The following is a 16819-nucleotide window of genomic DNA, read 5'->3' on the forward strand; positions in this document are numbered from 1 at the left end:
CCCCCGCGTGACAGCAAGAAGCACCCGATCGGGTGTGCTGCCGGCGTCCGCGGCTCGGCCGGGGCGCCGGTGACGTGCACGCCGGACTCGTGCAGCGGTACGTGCACCACGACAGCGCGCCTCTCGCGAGGTCTGGTCAGAGGATGAACCAGTCGGTGCAGCCGCCGGCGAACCGGAACCGCACCGGGCCGCGCGGGCCGGGGCCCATCACGAACATGCCCAGCTCGTCGGCCGGCGCCGTCTCCACGTCGCCGGCGGGCGACACCAGCGTCACGTCGCCGTCCGCGGGCACCAGCTGCCCGGTCACGCCGGCCGCCGACACCTCGACCTGCAGCGTGACGCCGTCCGCGTCGAACACCAGCTGCCGCGCCGTGGACGTCGAGCGGGCGCGGGCGAAGAGCGTGTCGTCCAGCACCGAGTCGTACGAGGTGATCAGCAGCAGCTCCGCGTCGACGGTGCGCCAGGTGAAGGCCGCCTTGGCGGCTTCGAGGAACTCCGGTGGAACCGCATCGGCGGGCGGTGTGCTCACCGCGTCGCGCAAGGCGTCGAGCAACACCTCGTCACTGTCCCAGTCGTGCCGCACCCAACACACCTCCTCTCACCTGCGTGGCCTTCTTGGCTGGCGATCCCAGGAACGTCGAGATCGCCGTCGTCTTGCGCAGCTTCTCCAGGCAGCGGATGCGGGTCGGCCCGATGCTGCCGACCGGCATCGCCAGCTCTTCGCTCACGACCTGGTAGCTCGGCGGCGGGTCGGTCATCAGCTTGGTCAGCAACCGCTTGCACTGCTCGGTGCAGCTCGGCGAACCCGTCGCGCAGCGCCTGCCGCCGTTCCACCGCCAGCAGGTCCGCCTCCACGTCCGCGTCCTGCTCCGACTCCAGCGCGTCGGACTCCGACAGCGGGTCGTACAGGTGCGTCCGCTGCTGCACGCGCAACACGCGCAGGCACTCGTTGCGGGTGGTCGTCATGATCCAGCCGGGCAGCGCCTCGGGCTCGCGGAGCCGGCCGATCTGCTCCACGAGCCGAAGCCACAGCGTCTGGTTCACGTCGGCCGCGTCCGCGGGGCGCAGCCGGTGCTTGTAGATCACCGACACGACCAGCGGCGTGTAGCGGTCCACGATCTCGTTCCACGCACCCTGGTCGCCCTCGGCCGCCGCGCTGACGAGCGCGGCGATCGGGGATGCTGAGGTCACGTCGACTCCTTGCGGTCACGACCTGCGGAGGCCGGGGTTGCTCCCCAGATACAACCTCCTCGCCGGTTATTTGACGAAGGTCCCGTAACCGGCGTGGAACTCCGGGTCCACCAGCAGTTTGTCACGGGCCTGAGCTGCGGTGAGGCCGTCTTTCACCATCGTGGCCGCGATCCGCCCGGTGACCCAGGGCGCGGCGAACGACGTGCCGGCCCAGTTCGCCCACAGCGCGAACGGCGTCGCGTCGCCCTCGCCGGGCAGTTTCCACTCGCCCTTGAGGTAGGTCGAGGAGCGGTTGCCGATCGCGCACGCGTCGACCCAGTGCCCGAAGCTCGAGTAGCAGGCGGGCACGATCGAGCCGTCCCCGTTCAGCGCGAGCGCGGCGACGGCGGTGACCCGGGAGAACGCGGCGGGCCAGCTCGGGCGCTGGTCGCCGCGGTTGCCCGCGGAGGCGACCACGACCGTCTCCTGCGGCAGCGCGGTGATCGCGACGCGCAGCGGCTCGGACGCGACGTCGTCGGCGGTGTAGCAGCCGAGGGACAGGTTGAGCAGGTCGACCTTCTTGCGGCCCATCTCGGCGATCTTGGCGACCAGCTGCTCCTCGTCGCCGAAGCCGTTCAGGTCGAGGGCGATCTCGGGGTCGAGCGCGACACCGCACGCCGCGCTCTGCACGACGCCCGCGACGAACGTGCCGTGGCCGCCCTGCAGCCCGAAGAGCGCGCCGCTGGTGTAGGCGGGGTCGACGTCGTCGGGCTCCTTGACGAACCGGTTCTTGAACCAGTCCGCGTGCTCCAGCTGCGCGCCGGAGGAGATGCCGGTGTCGAGGATGCCGACGCGGATGCCGGAGAGCCGGTCGTCGGCCTTCGGCGGGGTGAGCGGGTCGGTCGGCCGCGGCCGGTCGCCGGGGTTGCCCATGACGTTTCCGCCGTGTCCCACGACGACGTGGTGCGGCTGGACGAGCGGTACGCGTTCGTTCGGCCAGTTCCGTTGATCCCTCAACAACCGGACGATCTGCGGAATGTCTTCGGGGTTGTTCGGCAGGATCAACCGGGCCATTCCACCGAATCCGGCCGCGGGACGCGCGTCGACATTGTTTTGCCGCAGTTTCGCGATCACCCGGTCGAGGTCGGCCGGCGCGACGAGCAGCTGACCTGGGCGATAAAGGAATTCACGCCCGCGTTCGGCGTGGAAGCTGATGTTCTTGTCCTCGGCGATGAGCTGCTGAAAAGCTCTTTCGTACAGCTCAGCACGTTCCGGCGATTTCGACACCACGGCCTCACAAAGCAGCGTTTGACGGGGGCCCCGACCGAGCTTGATCAAGCTACCACAGCGGATAAAGTGACGCCGTGACCGACTTTTGTGCGGAGGACGCGCTGGCGGCCAGGCAGCGCAACCCGCGTGCGGCCGTCGAGATGGCCCGCGCCGTCCTCCGCGCGACGGAAGACCGTTCCGAATGGGCGATCGCCGAACGCGCGATCGGTCTCGCGTTGCGCGAGCTGCACGACTACAGCGGCTCGATCCGCCACCTGCGCCGCTCGATCCGCATCGCGACGGACGCGGGACTGCCCCGTTTGTCGGCTTTGGCGCAGATGTCGCTGGCGTGGGTGCTCGCCTACACCGGCCGCCACCGCGCCGCACTGCGCGCGCTGGACGTGGCCATGCCGTCGTTGTCGGGTGCGGACGCGGTCGCCGCTCTCATGCAACGCGGTGTCGTCTTCCACTACCTGACCCGATACGACGAAGCACAGCGCGACTACACGGCCGCCATCGCCGGCGCACGGCGCGTGGACGACAAACTGGTCGAGGCGCGCGCTCACAACAACCGCGGTCTCGTGCGCGCGTACGTCGGCAACATGCGTGAGGCCTCCGCCGACTTCGACGTGGCCGCCGCGCTGCTCGGCTCGCTGGGCCAGGAGCTCGGTGTCGCGGACGTGCACTGGAACGCCGGCATCATGGCCACCCGCTCGGGCGACGTGCCCGCGGCCCTGACGTTGTTCGACAAGGCCGACGAGGTCTACCGCAGCCTGGACGTGCCCCGCCCCGCCCTGCTGGTGAACCGGCTGGAGCTGCTGGTGTCGGTGCCCCTGGTGGACGAGGCGCGAGTGGCCGCGGACCGCGCCATCACCGAGCTGAAGGCCCTTCGCAACCCCTTCGCGACCTCCGAGGCGTTGTTCTTCCGCGCCCGCATCGCCCTGCTGGACGACGACCTGGACGCCGCCAACGCCTTCGCCGCGGAGGCCCGGCGCCGGTTCCGCCGCGAGCAGCGCCTGCTGTGGGCGGCCGGAGCGCGTTACCTCGAACTGCACGCGGCGGTCCTGCGCGGCGACCGCACCCGTTCGCTGCGGGTGGCGTTGTCGCGGGTGGCCGACGAGCTCGACGCGATGGACTGGCGGCTGCCGGCGTTGGAGGCCCGCATCGACGCCGGTCTGGTGGCCGCCGACCTCGGTCATCGCGTGCGGGCGGTGGCCGAGCTTCTCCAGGGCCGCCGCGTCGCGTTCCCGCGGCCCGGCCGGTCTGCGCGTCCGCGGCTGGTACGCGGAGGCGTTGCGGCGCAAGCTCTCCGGTGACGTCCGCGGCACCTCCTCCGCGTTGCGCCGCGGCATCGCCCTGCTCGACGAGTACCGCGTGTCCCTGGGCGCCGCCGAGCTGCGCGCGTTGACCGGCGCGCAGGGCCAGGCCCTGGCCGAGGAGGGCCTGCGCCTGGCCGTGGCCTCCGGCAACGCGGCCCGCGTGCTGTCGTGGACCGAGAGCTGGCGCGCCGGCGCCCTGCGGATGAAGTCGGTGTCACCCCCCGACGACCCCCGCCTGGAGGACGCGCTGGCCACCCTGCGCGCCGTCACCTCCGACGTCGAGTCGGCCGTGCTGGCCGGCAAACCCGCCGGGGCGCTGCGCGCGCAGCTGGTCCGCGCCGAACAACGCGTCCGCGACCTGACCCGGCAGATGTCGGGCGGGGGAGCGGTGTTCAAGCCGCCGCCGGTGTCCTCGCTGGCGTTGGCCCTGGGCTCCTCCGCCTTGGTCGAGTTCGTCGAGTACGACGGCTCCCTGCTGGCCGTGGTCCTGGCCGACGGCAGGACGTCCCTGCACGTGCTGGGTGCCCTTGAGGGCGTGGTCCGCGAGATCCGCCTGCTGCGCTTCGCGTTGCACCGCCTCGTGACCCTGCCGCCGGGGCTGCCGAACCTGGAGGTGGTCCGCTCCTCCGCCGCCCATGCCGCTTCTCTGCTGTCTGCGCGGCTGTTGTCACCTTTGGCGCCACGCATCGACGGCCGTCCGCTGGTGGTGGTACCGACCGGTGCGCTGAACAGCCTGCCGTGGGGCGTGCTCGGACGTCAGGTGACCGTGGCGCCGTCAGCGTCCGTGTGGCTGCGTGCTGCCGCTGCGCCTGATGCGTCCGGAGAAGCCGTCCTGGCCGCCGGCCCGCGGATGGCCGCCGCACCCGACGAGATCAAGGCCGTCTCCGCGCACGTGCCCGGCCGTGTGCTCATTGATGACGACGCAACCGTTTCGGCCGTGGCGTCCGCAATGGACGGTGCCGCTCTCGCACACATCGCGGCACACGGCTCGTTCCGCGTCGACAACCCGTTGTTCAGCGCGTTGGAACTGGCCGATGGACCTCTGACGGTCTACGACATCGAACGACTGCGTACACCGCCTACGCGCGTGGTGCTGTCCGCGTGTGACACCGGGCAGTCCGCCGTGCGTCCCGGCGATGAGCTGATGGGGTTCACGGCGGCGCTGCTGGGGCTGGGGACGCGGACGCTGATCGCGCCCGTGGTGCCGGTGCCGACCGACGGGACCGCACCGGTGATGGTGGAGCTGCACCGGAAGCTGGCCGACGGGCTGTCGCCGGCGGAGGCGCTGGCGGAGGTGCAGCGGGCCGCTTCCGACGATGGCTCGTACGCGGCGGCGGTCGGTTTCGTGTGCTTCGGCGCCGGATAGCCCTTACGAAACGCGTGCGTCCCGCTTACCGTTGCTCGCCATGGCAACGAGGTCGTGGTGGGGCTGGGGCAACGTCGAGGACGCCGTCACCCCAGCCGAACGGCAGCAGCTGGTCGACCGGGTCCGCGCCGTGCTCCCGGACGCGGACCTGACGTTCCACGAGCCACCGGACCCCGCGGACCTCGACCTCCCGCCGTCCCGCGTCCCGCCGTCGGACCTGTGCTACACCGACCCGGTCGACCGCCTCACCCACGCCCGCGGCCAGGCCTATCGCGACGTCGTCCGCAACCTGGCCGGCGACATCGGCCCGATTCCCGACGCCGTCGCAAGGCCGCGCACCGAGCAGGACGTCGTGGACGTGCTGGACCACTGCGGCAGCAACGGCATCGCCGTGATCCCGTTCGGCGGCGGCACGTCGGTCGTCGGTGGCGTGGAACCGCGGGACATCGACGCGCCCGTGGTGACGCTCGACCTGCGGAACCTGGACCGCGTCCTGGAGGTCGACCCGACGAGCCGGGCCGCGCGGGTCCAGGCCGGTGTGCTCGGGCCGGACCTGGAGGCGCAGCTCAAGCCGCACGGGCTCACGCTGCGGCACTTCCCGCAGTCCTTCGAGTTCTCGACGCTGGGCGGGTGGCTCGCGACGCGCGCGGGTGGGCACTACGCGACGGCGACCACGCACATCGACGACTTCACCGAGTCGCTGCGGGTCGTGACCCCGGTGGGAACGAGCGAGTCGCTCAGGGTGCCGGCCAGCGGGGCCGGGCCATCGCCGGACCGGCTGTTCCTCGGCTCGGAGGGAACCCTCGGCGTGATCACCGAGGCGTGGCTGCGGTTGCAGGCCCCGCCGGTCCACCGGGCCGGCGCGTCGGTGCGGTTCGCGGACTGGGGGCAGGCGGTCGAGGCGGTGCGGGCGGTCGTGCAGTCCGGGCTGCGGCCGGCGAACTGCCGGCTGCTCGACCCGGCGGAGGCGTTCCTCAACGCCGGGTCGAGCAGGTCTGTGCTCGTGCTGGCGTTCGAGTCGGCTGACCACCCCGTGGACGCGCAGCTCGCCAGGGCGCTGGAGGCTCTGCGCGGGCGGGGAGGTGGTCGAGGGGGCGGCGCGGAGGTGGCGGGCGTCGTTCCTGCGCATGCCCTACCAGCGCGATGCGATGGCGCAGCACGCGATGATCACCGAGACGTTCGAGACGGCCTGCACGTGGGACCGGTTCGCCGACCTGCACGCGGCCGTCACGGAAGCGGCGACGGCCGTGCTCAGGCAGGTGTGCGGGGTCGGGATCGTGACGTGCCGCTTCACCCACGTCCACCCGGACGGGCCCGCGCCCTACTACGGCATCTACGCGCCAGGGCGGTGGGGCAGCCTGCGGCAGCAGTGGGACGAGATCAAGGCCGCCGTGTCCGAGGCGCTCAGCGGCGCCGGGGGCACCATCACCCACCACCACGCCGTCGGGCGCGACCACATGCCCTGGTACACCCGTCAGCGACCGGACGTGTTCGGGACGGCGCTGGCCGCCGCCAAGGCCGCCCTCGACCCCGCCGGGGTGCTCAACCCCGGCGTCCTCACCACACGATCGAGCGCAGGACCAGCGCCGCGATGAACACCACCGTGAACGCCAGGTCCAACCCGAAGCCGCCGAACCGCACCGGGGGCAGCACCTTGCGCACCGGCGACAGCACCGGTTCGGTCACCGCGTACGCCACCCGCTGCACCTTGGGCACCCAGGCGCCGCGCGCCCGCAGCGCCACCGCCCAGTCGACGACCATCCTGGCGATCATCACGAGGATGAACAGCGTCAGCAGCCAGCCGAGCACGAAGCCGATCACGATGGGCCCCTCCACTTCCGGTACGTCCATCAAGCCACAGGAAGCTGAGAGGCGCCTGGCAACTCGCTGAGACGACGTTCAACATGTGGTCCCAGGTCCGACAACCGACTTTCGGACGTGCCGGGCGGCAGGCCAACTACGTAGCGTCGCCCTCCGGATTCCGAGGAGGGGACCTACGTGCGAAGAACACTGGCGGGAGCAGCGGCGCTCGCGGTGCTGACGACCGGCCTGGCCGTCCCGGCCGTCGCGACGCCGGTCGAGCGGCCCGAGGCGCAGGTGCGGCAGCAGAGCGACGAGCAGCCGCACGAGCTGGAGCTCAAGCGGCGTGCGCTGAAGCAGCAGGCGCTGGCCGAGGTGCTGACCGGGGAGGTGACCGCGGAGAAGCGCGGTGCCAGCACCGTGGCGAAGGTCGGCAAGAAGCAGGCGAAGGACCAGTACGTCGAGCTCAAGCGGGAGAAGACCGACAAGGTCTTCGTCGTTCTGGCGGAGTTCGGCGACGAGCGGCACCCCGACTACCCCGACCGCGACACGAACCCGAACACCCCGGGCCCGGTGCGGTTCGACGGGCCGCTGCGCAACCAGATCCCCGAGCCGGACAGGGCCGTGGACAACACCACGATCTGGCGGCCCGACTTCAGCCGGCAGTACTTCCAGGACCTGTACTTCTCGCGGGCGAAGGACGCCAACTCGGTCGCGAACTTCTACGACCGGCAGTCCTCCGGCCGCTACACGGTCGACGGGCTCGTCACGGACTGGGTGAAGGTCCGCTACAACGAGGCGCGCTACGGCCGCAGCAACGGCTACCCGTGCGGCGACAACATCTGCAACAACTCCCGCGAGCTGATCAAGGACGCCGTCACCCAGTGGGTGGCCGACCGCAAGGCCGCGGGGGAGACCACCGAGCAGATCACGGCGGCGCTGCGCGAGTACGACGTGTGGGACCGCTACGACTACGACTCCGACGGCGACTTCAACGAGCCCGACGGCTACATCGACCACTTCCAGATCGTGCACGCCGGTGGTGACCAGGCCGACGGTGACCCGTGGCAGGGCGAGGACGCGCTGTGGAGCCACCGCGGCTACGCGTTCAAGAACTACAACTCCGGCCCCGGCACCAACAAGCTCGGCGGCGCGCCCATCGGTGACACCGGCCTGTGGGTCGGCGACTACACCGTGCAGCCCGAGAACGGCGGCGTCGGCGTGTTCGCGCACGAGTACGGCCACGACCTCGGTCTGCCCGACCACTACGACACCAACGGCGGCACGAACGGCGTCAACTGGTGGTCGATCATGGGCCAGAACCGGGTCAACGCCCCCGGCGAGGCGACCGGTGAGCGCGCCAACGAGTTCTCCGCGTGGGACAAGCTGCAGCTGGGCTGGCTCGACTACGAGATCGCGGTCGCGGGCCAGGAGCGCACGTTCCAGCTCGGCCCGCACGAGTACAACACCGCCAAGGCCCAGGGGCTGGTGGTCGTGCTGCCGGACATCTCCAGGTCGTTCGACTACGGCGCCCCGTTCGCGGGCACGAAGATGTGGTGGAGCGAGAAGGGCAACGACCTCGACCACTCGATGACCGCACCCGTGGACCTGCGCGGCAAGACCACGGCGTCGCTGTCGCTGAAGGCCCGCTACGACATCGAGGCGGACTACGACTACCTCTACGTCGAAGCGTCCAACGCGGACGGCAGCTGGACCCAGCTCGACGGCACCGCCGGCGGTCAGCCGTTCGCGCGCGACTCCGGCAACGCCCCCGCGGTCAGCGGCTCGTCCGGTGGCCAGTGGGTGGACATCACCGTCCCCCTCGACGCCTACGCCGGCAAGGACACCAAGCTGCGCCTGGCCTACCGCACCGACGGAGCGCTGGCACCGCAGGGCTTCTTCGCCGACCAGATCACGGTCGTCGCGGACGGCACCCCGGTGCTGACCGACGGCGGCGAGACGGCCGGGGTGTGGACCACGCGCGGTTTCCGCACCACCGAGGGCAAGGAGACGAAGGCGTTCGACCAGTTCTACATCGCGTCGAACCGCACCTACGAGTCCTACGGCCAGTACAACCGCACCGGCCCGTACCGGTACAGCTTCCCGGACAGGCCCGACCTCGTGGAGCACTTCCCGTACCAGGACGGCCTGCTCGTCTCGCTGTGGAACACGTACTACCTCGACAACAACGTGAGCGAGCACCCCGGTGAGGGCCTGGTCCTGCCGATCGACGCCAACCCGGCGCCGCTCCACAACCTCGAAGGCCAGCGCTGGTCGCCCACCATCGGCGGCTACGACGCGCCGTTCTCGCTGCAGAAGTCGGACTCCTTCACGCTGCACGTCAACGGCAAGGCGTCCTACGTCCGCGGTGCCGCAGCCCAGCCGGTGTTCGACGACACCAGGCAGTACTGGTTCGCCGAGCAGCCCAACGCGGGTGTGAAGCTGCCCGCCGTCGGCGTCGGCCTGCGGGTGACCAAGCAGTCGGGCACGTCGATGACGGTGAAACTGTTCAAGACGAAGTAGCTTGAACGGCATGACCGCTGCTTCCGACATGCTGGCCGTCGCCGTCGAAGAGGCGCGCACGGGACTCGCCGAGGGCGGGATACCCATCGGCGCCGCGCTCTTCGACGGCGACGGCCGCCTGCTCGGCCGCGGCCGCAACCGCCGCGTCCAGGACGGCGACGCCTCGATGCACGCCGAGACCTCCGCCTTCCGCAACGCCGGCCGCCAGCGCGGCTACCGCGGGACGACCATGGTCACGACGCTGTCGCCGTGCTGGTACTGCAGCGGGCTGGTGCGGCAGTTCGGCATCTCGAACGTGCTGATCGGGGAGGCCACGACGTTCTCCGGCGGGCACGACTGGCTGGCGGAGCACGGGGTCGGGATCACGGTGGTCGAGGACCCGGCGTGCGTCGAGATGATGACGAGGTTCATCGCCGAGCAGCCGGAGCTGTGGTTCGAGGACATCGGCCAGGACTGACCTGGTGGAACGGTCCGGTGAGCACGCTCACCACCCCCGGGAACACCGCAGCACGACCACCCGGGGGCACGTGCCGGCGGTCCAGCGCGCGAAGGCGTTTCCCGGACGCGGTGGCCGGGTGCGAGGTTCAGGCCGAGTAGCGCTCCACCGCCTCGTCCACGGACCGCAGGATCGTGAAGACCGTGTCCAGCCCGGTCGCCTCGATCGGCCGCAGTGCTGCACGGGTGGACGCGACCAGCACGAACTCGACGCCGGTGCGGCCGGCGCGCTGCTGGCCGAGCACGAGGGCCTCGAGGCCGGCGGAGCCGAGGAAGCGGACGCCGCCGAGGTCGACGACCACCGCCCGGTTCGCGTCCACCACGTGCGTGTCGAGCGGAGCGATGAGCTCGCTCGAGCTGGTGGTGTCGAGCTCCCCGGCCACGTGCAGCACTACGACGTCGGATGCGATCCGGTCGACTACCACGGTGGCCAGTGTGGTGGGGTCGGGCACGCTTGCTCCTTTCGCGGCGTTCAGCATCCCACGTTAACGCGGCCCCTGGTGAGCAGCCAGCGGCCCCGCAGGGAAGAGCGGCCTGCCTCACAGGCGGTGTGGACGTGCTGGACGAGCCGGGCGTGCAGCTCGTGGCACGCCGTGAAGCCGAGCCGGACGTCGTCCGGCGGGCACTGGACGGGCAGCAGCTGGGCGAACGGGTCGCCGCCGATCGTGTCGACCGCCGTCAGGAAGCCCACGAGTGCGCCGACGAGGCGCCGGTGGAGGCCGAACAGGCTCAGCGCGTTGGCCAGCGCCAGGGTGGCGACGGGCATGTCGTCGACGCCGGTGCCGCAGTCGAGGTCCCGCAGCGTCACGGTGAACAGCACCGAGTGCGTGCGTTCGTCGCGGGAGCCGTAGGCGTCGCCGTGGAGGTCGCGCAGGGCTGAGCGCATCTCGCGGCGCGGGTGCCAGAACGCGTGGTGCTTGCGCAGCTCGGCCCGCGCGGCGGGGTCGAGCGGCACCGCCGGGGTCGTCTCCTCCAGCGCGCGCAGGCCCTGTTCCCAGCGGGCCTCCAGGACGGCGAGGAACTGGGCCGCCGCCGGGTGGTCGTCCCAGGCCGGGTGCACGTCGTCGAAGTTGCGGGTGCGCAGCTCGTAGCAGATCCACAGCGACAGCTGCAGGTCGTCGTCCGCCGCGGGCTCCCTGGTGCCGCCGCTGACGAGCAGGGCCGGTCGCGGCCCCGGTGCCGAGCGGAGTGCGGCGACCAGCGCGGCGCTCATGTGGCCGCGGGGAGCAGGGAGGCGCATCAGGTTTCCTCACGCGTTCGGGCGATCAGCATGTCCACCAGGGACTCGGGGTCAGAGCGACGGCGCGCGGCTCCGCAGCCGTTGTGCCGCAGCCAGTCGATCTGGCGCTCCACAGTAGACAGCGCGCCGCGTTCGCGCAGCGCGGGTGCGACGAGTGCACCAGCAGCGCCGGCGACCAGGGCCGCAGCGCGTTCGACGCCTCCGGCGCCGCCGCCGTCGAAGGCACCCCCACGTGCGCGTGCAGCCCGCGGTGCGAGTGCCACCGGCCGCCGTGACCAGGGGTCGACGAGGAGGAACCCCCGTTCCACACCGACGGCGCAGTCATCTTTCATCGGCGAGCGGGTACCCGGCACCCATGCTGATCAACCACGAGGTGTCCAGGTGAGACTCCGCCGCAGCAACACCGCAGGTCCTGGCTGGACCCGCCGTCGTCACGGCAAGGGTTTCCGCTACGCGACCACCGCGGGCGAGCCCCTCGGCCCCGACGAGGTCGCGCGGGTGAAGGCCCTGGTCATCCCGCCGGCGTGGCGGGACGTGTGGATCAGCCCGCACCCGAACGGGCACATCCAGGCGATCGGTGTGGACGACGCCGGCCGGCGCCAGTACCTCTACCACGAGCAGTGGCGCACGAACCGGGACGCGGAGAAGTTCGACCGCGTCCTGAAGCTGGCCCCGAAGCTGCCGAAGTTCCGCGCGCAGATCGTCGCCGACATGAGGAAGCGCGGCCGCACCCGCCTGCTCGCCATCGCGCTGCGCATGCTCGACCTCGGCGTCTTCCGCGTCGGCCACGAGGAGTACGCGGAGGAGAACGGCAGCCACGGTGTGGCCACGCTGCTCTGCGAGCACCTCCAGGTGCGCGGCGACCGGGTCAGGTTCCGCTTCCCGGCCAAGCACGGCGTGCAGGTCGACGAGGAGATCACCGACCCGCAGCTGGCCCGCGCCGTCCGGACGCTGCTCAGGGACCGGACCCCGGACTGCCGCGTGTTCGACATGACCGCCTACGACGTGAACGAGCGGTTCCGCGAGCTGGTCGGCGACGAGTTCACGGTCAAGGACCTGCGGACCTGGCACGCCACGGTGGCCGCGGCCAAGGCGTTCGCCGAGGCGCTGCGCGAGCGCGGCAAGCCCACGAAGCGGGCCATCAGCGCGGTGATGAAGGACGTGGCCGAGCACCTGGGCAACACCCCGGCCGTCGCGCGGAAGTCCTACGTGGACCCGCGCCTGGTCGAGGCGTTCGAGAGCGGCACGGTGATCGGTGGCGGCGACCCGGAACGGGCGGTGCTGCGGTTGCTCAGGACGCCCTGAGCCGCGGGCCCCGGCTCAGGACCTCCTGAGCCGCGGGGCGCGGTCGCACCGGCGGCACCAGACCGCGCCCTGCGCCACCGCCAGTGCGGCGAACCCGGCGAGGAGGTGCAGCACGTTGCTGCCGGGGTTGACGTTCAGCACGTTCACGACCTGCTCGTCGTAGCGGGCCGTGCCCAGGCCGAACGTGACCAGGAGTGCCGCTGCCACCAGCAACGCCGTGCCGCTCAGCGCCCTGAGGTTGCGGAACGACAGCAGCAGCGCGACGCCGAACACGAGGTGCAGCGCGTTCTGCAGCGGGTTGACCCGCAGGCCGAGCACCCACGTGTCGGTCTCGGTGGCGAACGGCGAGAAACCGGTCACGAAGAAGCCGGCGACGGCCCACAGCGCGAGCAGGGCGCCGGTGCCGATCGCCAGCTTCTGGGGCCACCGCAACCGGGTCATCCCGTCAGTATCACCAGGGACGGGCGTTCCCGCTCGCCCACGTCACTCGTCTGCCAGCAGGTCGTTGCGCAGCTGTTCCAGCGACTTCGTCAGCAGTCGCGAGACGTGCATCTGGGAGATGCCGACCCTGCGGGCGATCTCCGTCTGGGTGAGCCGGCCGAAGAACCGCAGCACCACGATCGTGCGTTCCCGACGGGGAAGGCCCCGCAGCATGGGCTGCAGGGCCTCGTGGATCTCCACGCCTTCCAGTGCCGGGTCGTCCGCCGAGTTGTCCTGCAGCGCCTCCAGCGGGGCGACCGCGACGTTCTTCTCGACGCGCAACCCCTCGTAGACGTCCGCGAGCCCGACGCCGAGGTGCCGGGCGATCTCCGAGGGGGTGGGAGACCGCCCGGAACGGTGCGACAGCTCGGCGGTGGCCCCGTCGATCGAGTCGCACAGCTCCTTCAGGCGCCGGGGCACGCGGACGGCCCAGCACTGGTCGCGGAAGTGGCGGCGGACCTCGCCGGTGATCGTGGGCACGGCGTAGGACAGGAAGTCCGTCTGCCGGCCCACGTCGAACCGGTCGATGGCGTTGATCAGCCCGACCGCCGCCACCTGGGCGAGGTCCTCCATCGGCTCGCCGCGTTCGCTGAAGCGGCGAGCGATGTGCCGGGCGAGCGGCAGGTACTCGCGCACGAGCCGGTCCCGCAGCGCGTAGTAGCGCGACGAGTCACGGGCGGTGCGGGCGAGCTCCTCGAACGCCGCGTGCTGGTCTGGCGTCAACGGGCACCACGATCAGACCTGGGGCGGCGGCGTCACGTCGCCCCGCCACGCTCCGGTCTCGACACCGCGGTTCTCGATGAACTCCTTGAACCGCTTCAGGTCGCCCTCCACCCGGTGGCCGACGACGCCGAGCGCCGCTCCGGCCTTCTCGGTGATGGTCTCCGGGGTGAACTCCATCTGGACGTGCACCCGCGTCGTGTCGTTGTCGATCCGGTGGAACGTGACCACACCGGCCTGCGGCGTGCCCTCGACGGCCGTCCACGCGACGCGCTCGTCGGGGTGCTGCTCGGTGATCTCCGCGTCGAACTCGCGGACGACACCACCGATCTTCGTGGTCCAGTGGGTCCTGGTCGGCGTGATCTGGTCGATCTTCTCGACGCCGTCCATGAACGCCGGGAAGGATTCGAACTGGGTCCACTGGTTGTACGCCGTGCTCACCGGCACGTGGACGTCCACCGACTTCTCAATGGTGGTCACGAAACCTCCTCCTCAGATTGGGTCGTCGAAGGGTGAGTACCCGTCGCTCCCGGTGTTACACATCGGGCTTAGTCCACTTCGGACGGTCACTCGGAGTGATGACGTGCGTGCTGTCCGCGCATCGCGACATCACCCGTGGACCGCGAGGGCATGCTTCCTTCGGGTGCAGATGGTTTTTCCGCTTCGCCCCAGGACGCGACATTCCGCCGGACGCTCGTCCGCGAGCCCGGCGACGCCGCCCGACCGGAGTCTCGCTGGTGGAGGACTTCTCCACCGCACGGAATTCCGAGTTCGAGAAGCCCTGCTGCCGGTGAACCGAACGGGTGATGGCGGCCTCTGGATCGGCGCGGTCGTGGCTAGTCTCGCCGTGAAACAGGGTTGCAGGAAGGGTGCAGCGGTGTTGACGTGCGTGGAAGTTCGCCGTGCTACGGGAGGGCTCCGGTTGTTCGTCCGTCCCCCGGCCGCGGTGCGGTGGAGCACGCGGCTGGGGTACGAGCGGGTGTCGGAGCTGCTGGTCGCGATCCGCGCGGCCGAGTCGTGCTCGGTGCCGGACGTGGAGCTCACGTACGTGCCGGACCAGCGGACCGGCGAGGCCGAGCTGGCCTGCGCCGGTGGTTCCCTGGTGCTGGACGCCGCCGGGGTGTCGTCGCTGCACGACGCGCTGCGGGCGCACATGCCGGACCGGATGAGGCCGTTGCCGGTGTAGCGGTACGCGCTGAGCACCCCGACCGGCGCGCGACGGGGCGGTGGAACCGGCGCGTGAGCTGGCCGCGCTGGTCGGCGCCGGGCCCCGGAACCGGTGCGCGGGCTGTGCCGCGCGGCATGGCCCGCCGGTGTCCTGCTACGAGCACCTCACCCGGCTGTCAGCAGCGCTGCCGGTCGGGTGTTGATCACGCTGTCCGGGTCGACCCCGCACTCCTGCGCCCGCGCGCAGCCGTAGCTCAGCCAGTCCAGCTGGCCGGGCGCGTGCGCGTCGCTGTCGATCGAGAACGTGCACCCGGCGTCGACCGCCAGCGACAGCAGCCGCCGCGGCGGGTCGAGCCGCTCCGGCCGTGAGTTGATCTCCACCGCGGTGCCGTGCTCGGCGCACGCCTCGAACACCCGCTCGGCGTCGAACTGCGACTCGGGCCGCCCCTTGCCGACGACGAGCCGTCCGGTGCAGTGGCCGAGGATGTCGACGTGCGGGTTCGCCACGGCCGTGAGCATCCGCTCGGTCATCTCCGCGCGCGGCATCCTGAGTTTCGAGTGGACGCTCGCGACCACGACGTCCAGCCGCTCCAACAGGTCGTCGTCCTGGTCGAGCGACCCGTCGTCGAGGATGTCGACCTCGATCCCGGTCAGCACGAGGAACGGCGCCAGCTCCGCGTTCAGCTCCGCCACGACGTCGAGCTGCCTCAGCAACCGCTCCCGTGACAGTCCGTTCGCGACGGTCAGCCGCGGCGAGTGGTCGGTCAGCACCATCCACTCGTGCCCGAGGTCGCGCGCCGCCTCCGCCATGTCCCTGATCGGGCTGCCGCCGTCGGACCAGTCGGAGTGCACGTGGCAGTCGCCCCGCAGCCGCGCCCGCAGCTCCTCGCCGCCGGTGAGGTCGACGTGGCGGAGCTTGGCGAGGTACCGCGGCTCCCGGTTCGCGAGGGCGTCGGCGACGACGCCGGCGGTGGACTTCCCGACGCCCTTCAGGTCGGTCAGCGTGCCGAGCCGCGCGCGTTCCTCGACGTCCTCCGGCGTGAGCTCGGCCAGCACGGCGGCCGCGTTGCGGAAGGCCTGGACGCGGTAGGTCGGCTCGCCCGCTCGTTCGAGGTGGAAGGCCACCTGCTTCAACGCCTTGACCGGATCCATACCCCCTTCCTACCCCGTGCACCCGGCCCCGCAACCGGATCGCACCCGCCGTCCCGCCTCCGTGGAACACTGCGGAGCAGCCCTGCCCGACCCAGGAGGCCGTCATCCCCGACACTCCGCTGCGCGCCACCCCGCGGTTCTTCGGCCGCGCCGCCGAGCTGGACGCCGTCCTGACCTGCGTCGAGCACGCCCCGGCCACCGGCACGGTCGCGGTGGCGATCACCGGTGAACCGGGCATCGGCAAGACCAGCCTCCTCACCGAGCTCGCCCGCCGCCTGCGGGAACGCGGCTGCGGCGTCCTCACCTCCGCCTCCGACGTGCTGGGCAAGCGCATCCCGTACGGCGCGGTGCTCGCCGCGGTGCGGAGCCTCGACCCCGGCACCGGCACACCGGCCGTCGGCGCGCACGCGGAAGCACTGGCGGCGCTGGAGGTCACCGACGACTCCGGTGCCTGGTTCGGGCGCGCCTGCGACCGGGTCGTGCGGTTGCTGACCGAGCTCACCGCCGCGCGGCCGGCGGCGTTGCTGGTCGACGACCTCGACCACGTCGACGACGACTCGCTGGCGTTGCTGGGGCTGGTGCTGCGGCGGGTGGCGGCGGCCCCGCTCGTGCTGGTCACCGCGAGCCGGTCGCACGTCGGCGAGCCGGGGGCGGAGCACCTGCTGGACCGGGTCGAGCAGCACGCGGAGGTCGTGCGGATCGAGCTGGCCCCGCTGCCGGACGCGGACGTCGCGCGGATCGTGGCGGCGGTGCTGCAGGCACCCGTGGACGAGGCACTGGCCAGGGAGGTCCAGCAGCGGGCCGACGGGAACC

Annotated in this window: 19 protein-coding genes and 2 pseudogenes; 10 read left to right on the forward strand and 11 right to left on the reverse strand. The window is 71.5% G+C overall.

The window, feature by feature from the left end:
- Positions 1-136: 136 nt before the first annotated feature.
- The 3 genes from ACVDFE_RS16280 to ACVDFE_RS16290 all read right to left on the reverse strand — a co-directional run bounded on the left by ACVDFE_RS16280 (position 137) and on the right by ACVDFE_RS16290 (position 2124).
- On the reverse strand, positions 137-556 hold the full coding sequence (locus ACVDFE_RS16280; RefSeq protein ID WP_458430929.1) for a hypothetical protein: 420 nt from the start codon (positions 554-556) through the stop codon (positions 137-139).
- Positions 526-1191, reverse strand: a complete 666-nt coding sequence (locus ACVDFE_RS16285; protein ID WP_458430930.1) for an RNA polymerase sigma factor — start codon at positions 1189-1191, stop codon at positions 526-528. Before ACVDFE_RS16285 ends, ACVDFE_RS16280 begins: the two co-directional genes overlap by 31 nt.
- A 66-nt stretch (positions 1192-1257) precedes the next feature.
- Positions 1258-2124, reverse strand: a complete 867-nt coding sequence (locus ACVDFE_RS16290) for a S8 family peptidase (RefSeq protein WP_360392546.1) — start codon at positions 2122-2124, stop codon at positions 1258-1260.
- Between ACVDFE_RS16290 and ACVDFE_RS16295 the strand changes: the two genes are divergently transcribed.
- From ACVDFE_RS16295 to ACVDFE_RS16315, 5 genes and pseudogenes are all read left to right on the forward strand, one after another.
- Complete coding sequence (locus ACVDFE_RS16295) at positions 2116-2538, forward strand: hypothetical protein (protein WP_360392543.1); 423 nt, start codon at positions 2116-2118, stop codon at positions 2536-2538. The two genes, ACVDFE_RS16290 and ACVDFE_RS16295, sit on opposite strands and share 9 nt — an antisense overlap.
- A complete protein-coding gene (locus tag ACVDFE_RS16300) occupies positions 2535-3755 on the forward strand; it encodes a tetratricopeptide repeat protein (protein WP_458430931.1) in 1221 nt (406 codons plus the stop codon). Before ACVDFE_RS16295 ends, ACVDFE_RS16300 begins: the two co-directional genes overlap by 4 nt.
- Positions 3733-5124, forward strand: coding sequence for a CHAT domain-containing protein (locus ACVDFE_RS16305; protein WP_458430932.1), 1392 nt, complete (start codon positions 3733-3735; stop codon positions 5122-5124). Before ACVDFE_RS16300 ends, ACVDFE_RS16305 begins: the two co-directional genes overlap by 23 nt.
- Before the next feature lie 40 nt (positions 5125-5164).
- A pseudogene (locus ACVDFE_RS16310) lies at positions 5165-6154 on the forward strand (FAD-binding oxidoreductase); the annotation flags it as partial.
- 52 nt (positions 6155-6206) lie between these two features.
- Positions 6207-6719 (forward strand): FAD-linked oxidase C-terminal domain-containing protein, encoded by a 513-nt coding sequence (locus tag ACVDFE_RS16315; RefSeq protein WP_458430933.1) that lies wholly within the window; start codon positions 6207-6209, stop codon positions 6717-6719.
- Here the strand turns inward: ACVDFE_RS16315 and ACVDFE_RS16320 are convergent.
- Positions 6682-6975: a YggT family protein gene (locus ACVDFE_RS16320; RefSeq protein WP_360392534.1), complete on the reverse strand. Its 294-nt coding sequence runs from the start codon at positions 6973-6975 to the stop codon at positions 6682-6684. The two genes, ACVDFE_RS16315 and ACVDFE_RS16320, sit on opposite strands and share 38 nt — an antisense overlap.
- Before the next feature lie 147 nt (positions 6976-7122).
- Here ACVDFE_RS16320 and ACVDFE_RS16325 point away from each other — a divergent pair, with 147 nt between their 5' ends.
- Both ACVDFE_RS16325 and ACVDFE_RS16330 read left to right on the forward strand, forming a co-directional pair.
- Entirely contained in the window at positions 7123-9447 is a 2325-nt protein-coding gene (locus ACVDFE_RS16325; RefSeq protein ID WP_458430934.1) for an immune inhibitor A domain-containing protein, read from the forward strand.
- A gap of 10 nt (positions 9448-9457) precedes the next feature.
- A complete protein-coding gene (locus ACVDFE_RS16330) occupies positions 9458-9904 on the forward strand; it encodes a nucleoside deaminase (RefSeq protein WP_360392528.1) in 447 nt (148 codons plus the stop codon).
- A 127-nt stretch (positions 9905-10031) separates the two neighbouring features.
- Here ACVDFE_RS16330 and ACVDFE_RS16335 read toward each other — a convergent pair whose 3' ends face one another.
- From ACVDFE_RS16335 to ACVDFE_RS16345, 3 genes are read right to left on the reverse strand one after another with little or no spacing between them, the layout of a single operon-like run.
- Complete coding sequence (locus ACVDFE_RS16335) at positions 10032-10394, reverse strand: STAS domain-containing protein (protein ID WP_360392526.1); 363 nt, start codon at positions 10392-10394, stop codon at positions 10032-10034.
- 20 nt (positions 10395-10414) lie between these two features.
- Positions 10415-11182, reverse strand: a complete 768-nt coding sequence (locus tag ACVDFE_RS16340; protein WP_360392523.1) for an iron-containing redox enzyme family protein — start codon at positions 11180-11182, stop codon at positions 10415-10417.
- A complete protein-coding gene (locus ACVDFE_RS16345) occupies positions 11182-11514 on the reverse strand; it encodes a hypothetical protein (protein ID WP_458430935.1) in 333 nt (110 codons plus the stop codon). Before ACVDFE_RS16345 ends, ACVDFE_RS16340 begins: the two co-directional genes overlap by 1 nt.
- A gap of 49 nt (positions 11515-11563) precedes the next feature.
- Here ACVDFE_RS16345 and ACVDFE_RS16350 point away from each other — a divergent pair, with 49 nt between their 5' ends.
- Complete coding sequence (locus tag ACVDFE_RS16350) at positions 11564-12487, forward strand: DNA topoisomerase IB (RefSeq protein ID WP_360392518.1); 924 nt, start codon at positions 11564-11566, stop codon at positions 12485-12487.
- A 15-nt stretch (positions 12488-12502) separates the two neighbouring features.
- Here ACVDFE_RS16350 and ACVDFE_RS16355 read toward each other — a convergent pair whose 3' ends face one another.
- The 3 genes from ACVDFE_RS16355 to ACVDFE_RS16365 are packed head-to-tail and all read right to left on the reverse strand — an operon-like array spanning position 12503 to position 14167.
- Complete coding sequence (locus ACVDFE_RS16355; RefSeq protein ID WP_458430936.1) at positions 12503-12928, reverse strand: DUF4383 domain-containing protein; 426 nt, start codon at positions 12926-12928, stop codon at positions 12503-12505.
- A 42-nt stretch (positions 12929-12970) separates the two neighbouring features.
- Positions 12971-13690, reverse strand: a complete 720-nt coding sequence (locus tag ACVDFE_RS16360) for a SigB/SigF/SigG family RNA polymerase sigma factor (protein WP_360392512.1) — start codon at positions 13688-13690, stop codon at positions 12971-12973.
- Between the two features lie 12 nt (positions 13691-13702).
- Positions 13703-14167 (reverse strand): SRPBCC family protein, encoded by a 465-nt coding sequence (locus tag ACVDFE_RS16365; protein WP_360392510.1) that lies wholly within the window; start codon positions 14165-14167, stop codon positions 13703-13705.
- Positions 14168-14609: 442 nt separating this feature from the next.
- Here ACVDFE_RS16365 and ACVDFE_RS16370 point away from each other — a divergent pair, with 442 nt between their 5' ends.
- Entirely contained in the window at positions 14610-14873 is a 264-nt protein-coding gene (locus ACVDFE_RS16370; RefSeq protein WP_360392507.1) for a hypothetical protein, read from the forward strand.
- A gap of 146 nt (positions 14874-15019) precedes the next feature.
- Here ACVDFE_RS16370 and ACVDFE_RS16375 read toward each other — a convergent pair whose 3' ends face one another.
- A complete protein-coding gene (locus ACVDFE_RS16375) occupies positions 15020-16006 on the reverse strand; it encodes a PHP domain-containing protein (protein ID WP_360392505.1) in 987 nt (328 codons plus the stop codon).
- A gap of 119 nt (positions 16007-16125) precedes the next feature.
- On the opposite strand from ACVDFE_RS16375, the pseudogene ACVDFE_RS16380 reads away from it, so the two are divergent.
- Positions 16126-16611: pseudogene (locus ACVDFE_RS16380) on the forward strand (ATP-binding protein); the annotation flags it as partial.
- Positions 16612-16819 lie beyond the last annotated feature (208 nt).

This window comes from Lentzea chajnantorensis (assembly GCF_054300775.1).

What these genes read in the sequence shown, in the direction of transcription:
- ACVDFE_RS16320 (WP_360392534.1), bottom strand. Translation starts at nt 6,975, where the DNA reads ATGGACGTACCGGAAGTGGAGGGGCCCATCGTGATCGGCTTCGTGCTC.
- ACVDFE_RS16330 (WP_360392528.1), top strand. Translation starts at nt 9,458, where the DNA reads ATGACCGCTGCTTCCGACATGCTGGCCGTCGCCGTCGAAGAGGCGCGC.
- ACVDFE_RS16340 (WP_360392523.1), bottom strand. Translation starts at nt 11,182, where the DNA reads ATGCGCCTCCCTGCTCCCCGCGGCCACATGAGCGCCGCGCTGGTCGCC.
- ACVDFE_RS16345 (WP_458430935.1), bottom strand. Translation starts at nt 11,514, where the DNA reads ATGAAAGATGACTGCGCCGTCGGTGTGGAACGGGGGTTCCTCCTCGTC.
- ACVDFE_RS16355 (WP_458430936.1), bottom strand. Translation starts at nt 12,928, where the DNA reads ATGACCCGGTTGCGGTGGCCCCAGAAGCTGGCGATCGGCACCGGCGCC.
- ACVDFE_RS16375 (WP_360392505.1), bottom strand. Translation starts at nt 16,006, where the DNA reads ATGGATCCGGTCAAGGCGTTGAAGCAGGTGGCCTTCCACCTCGAACGA.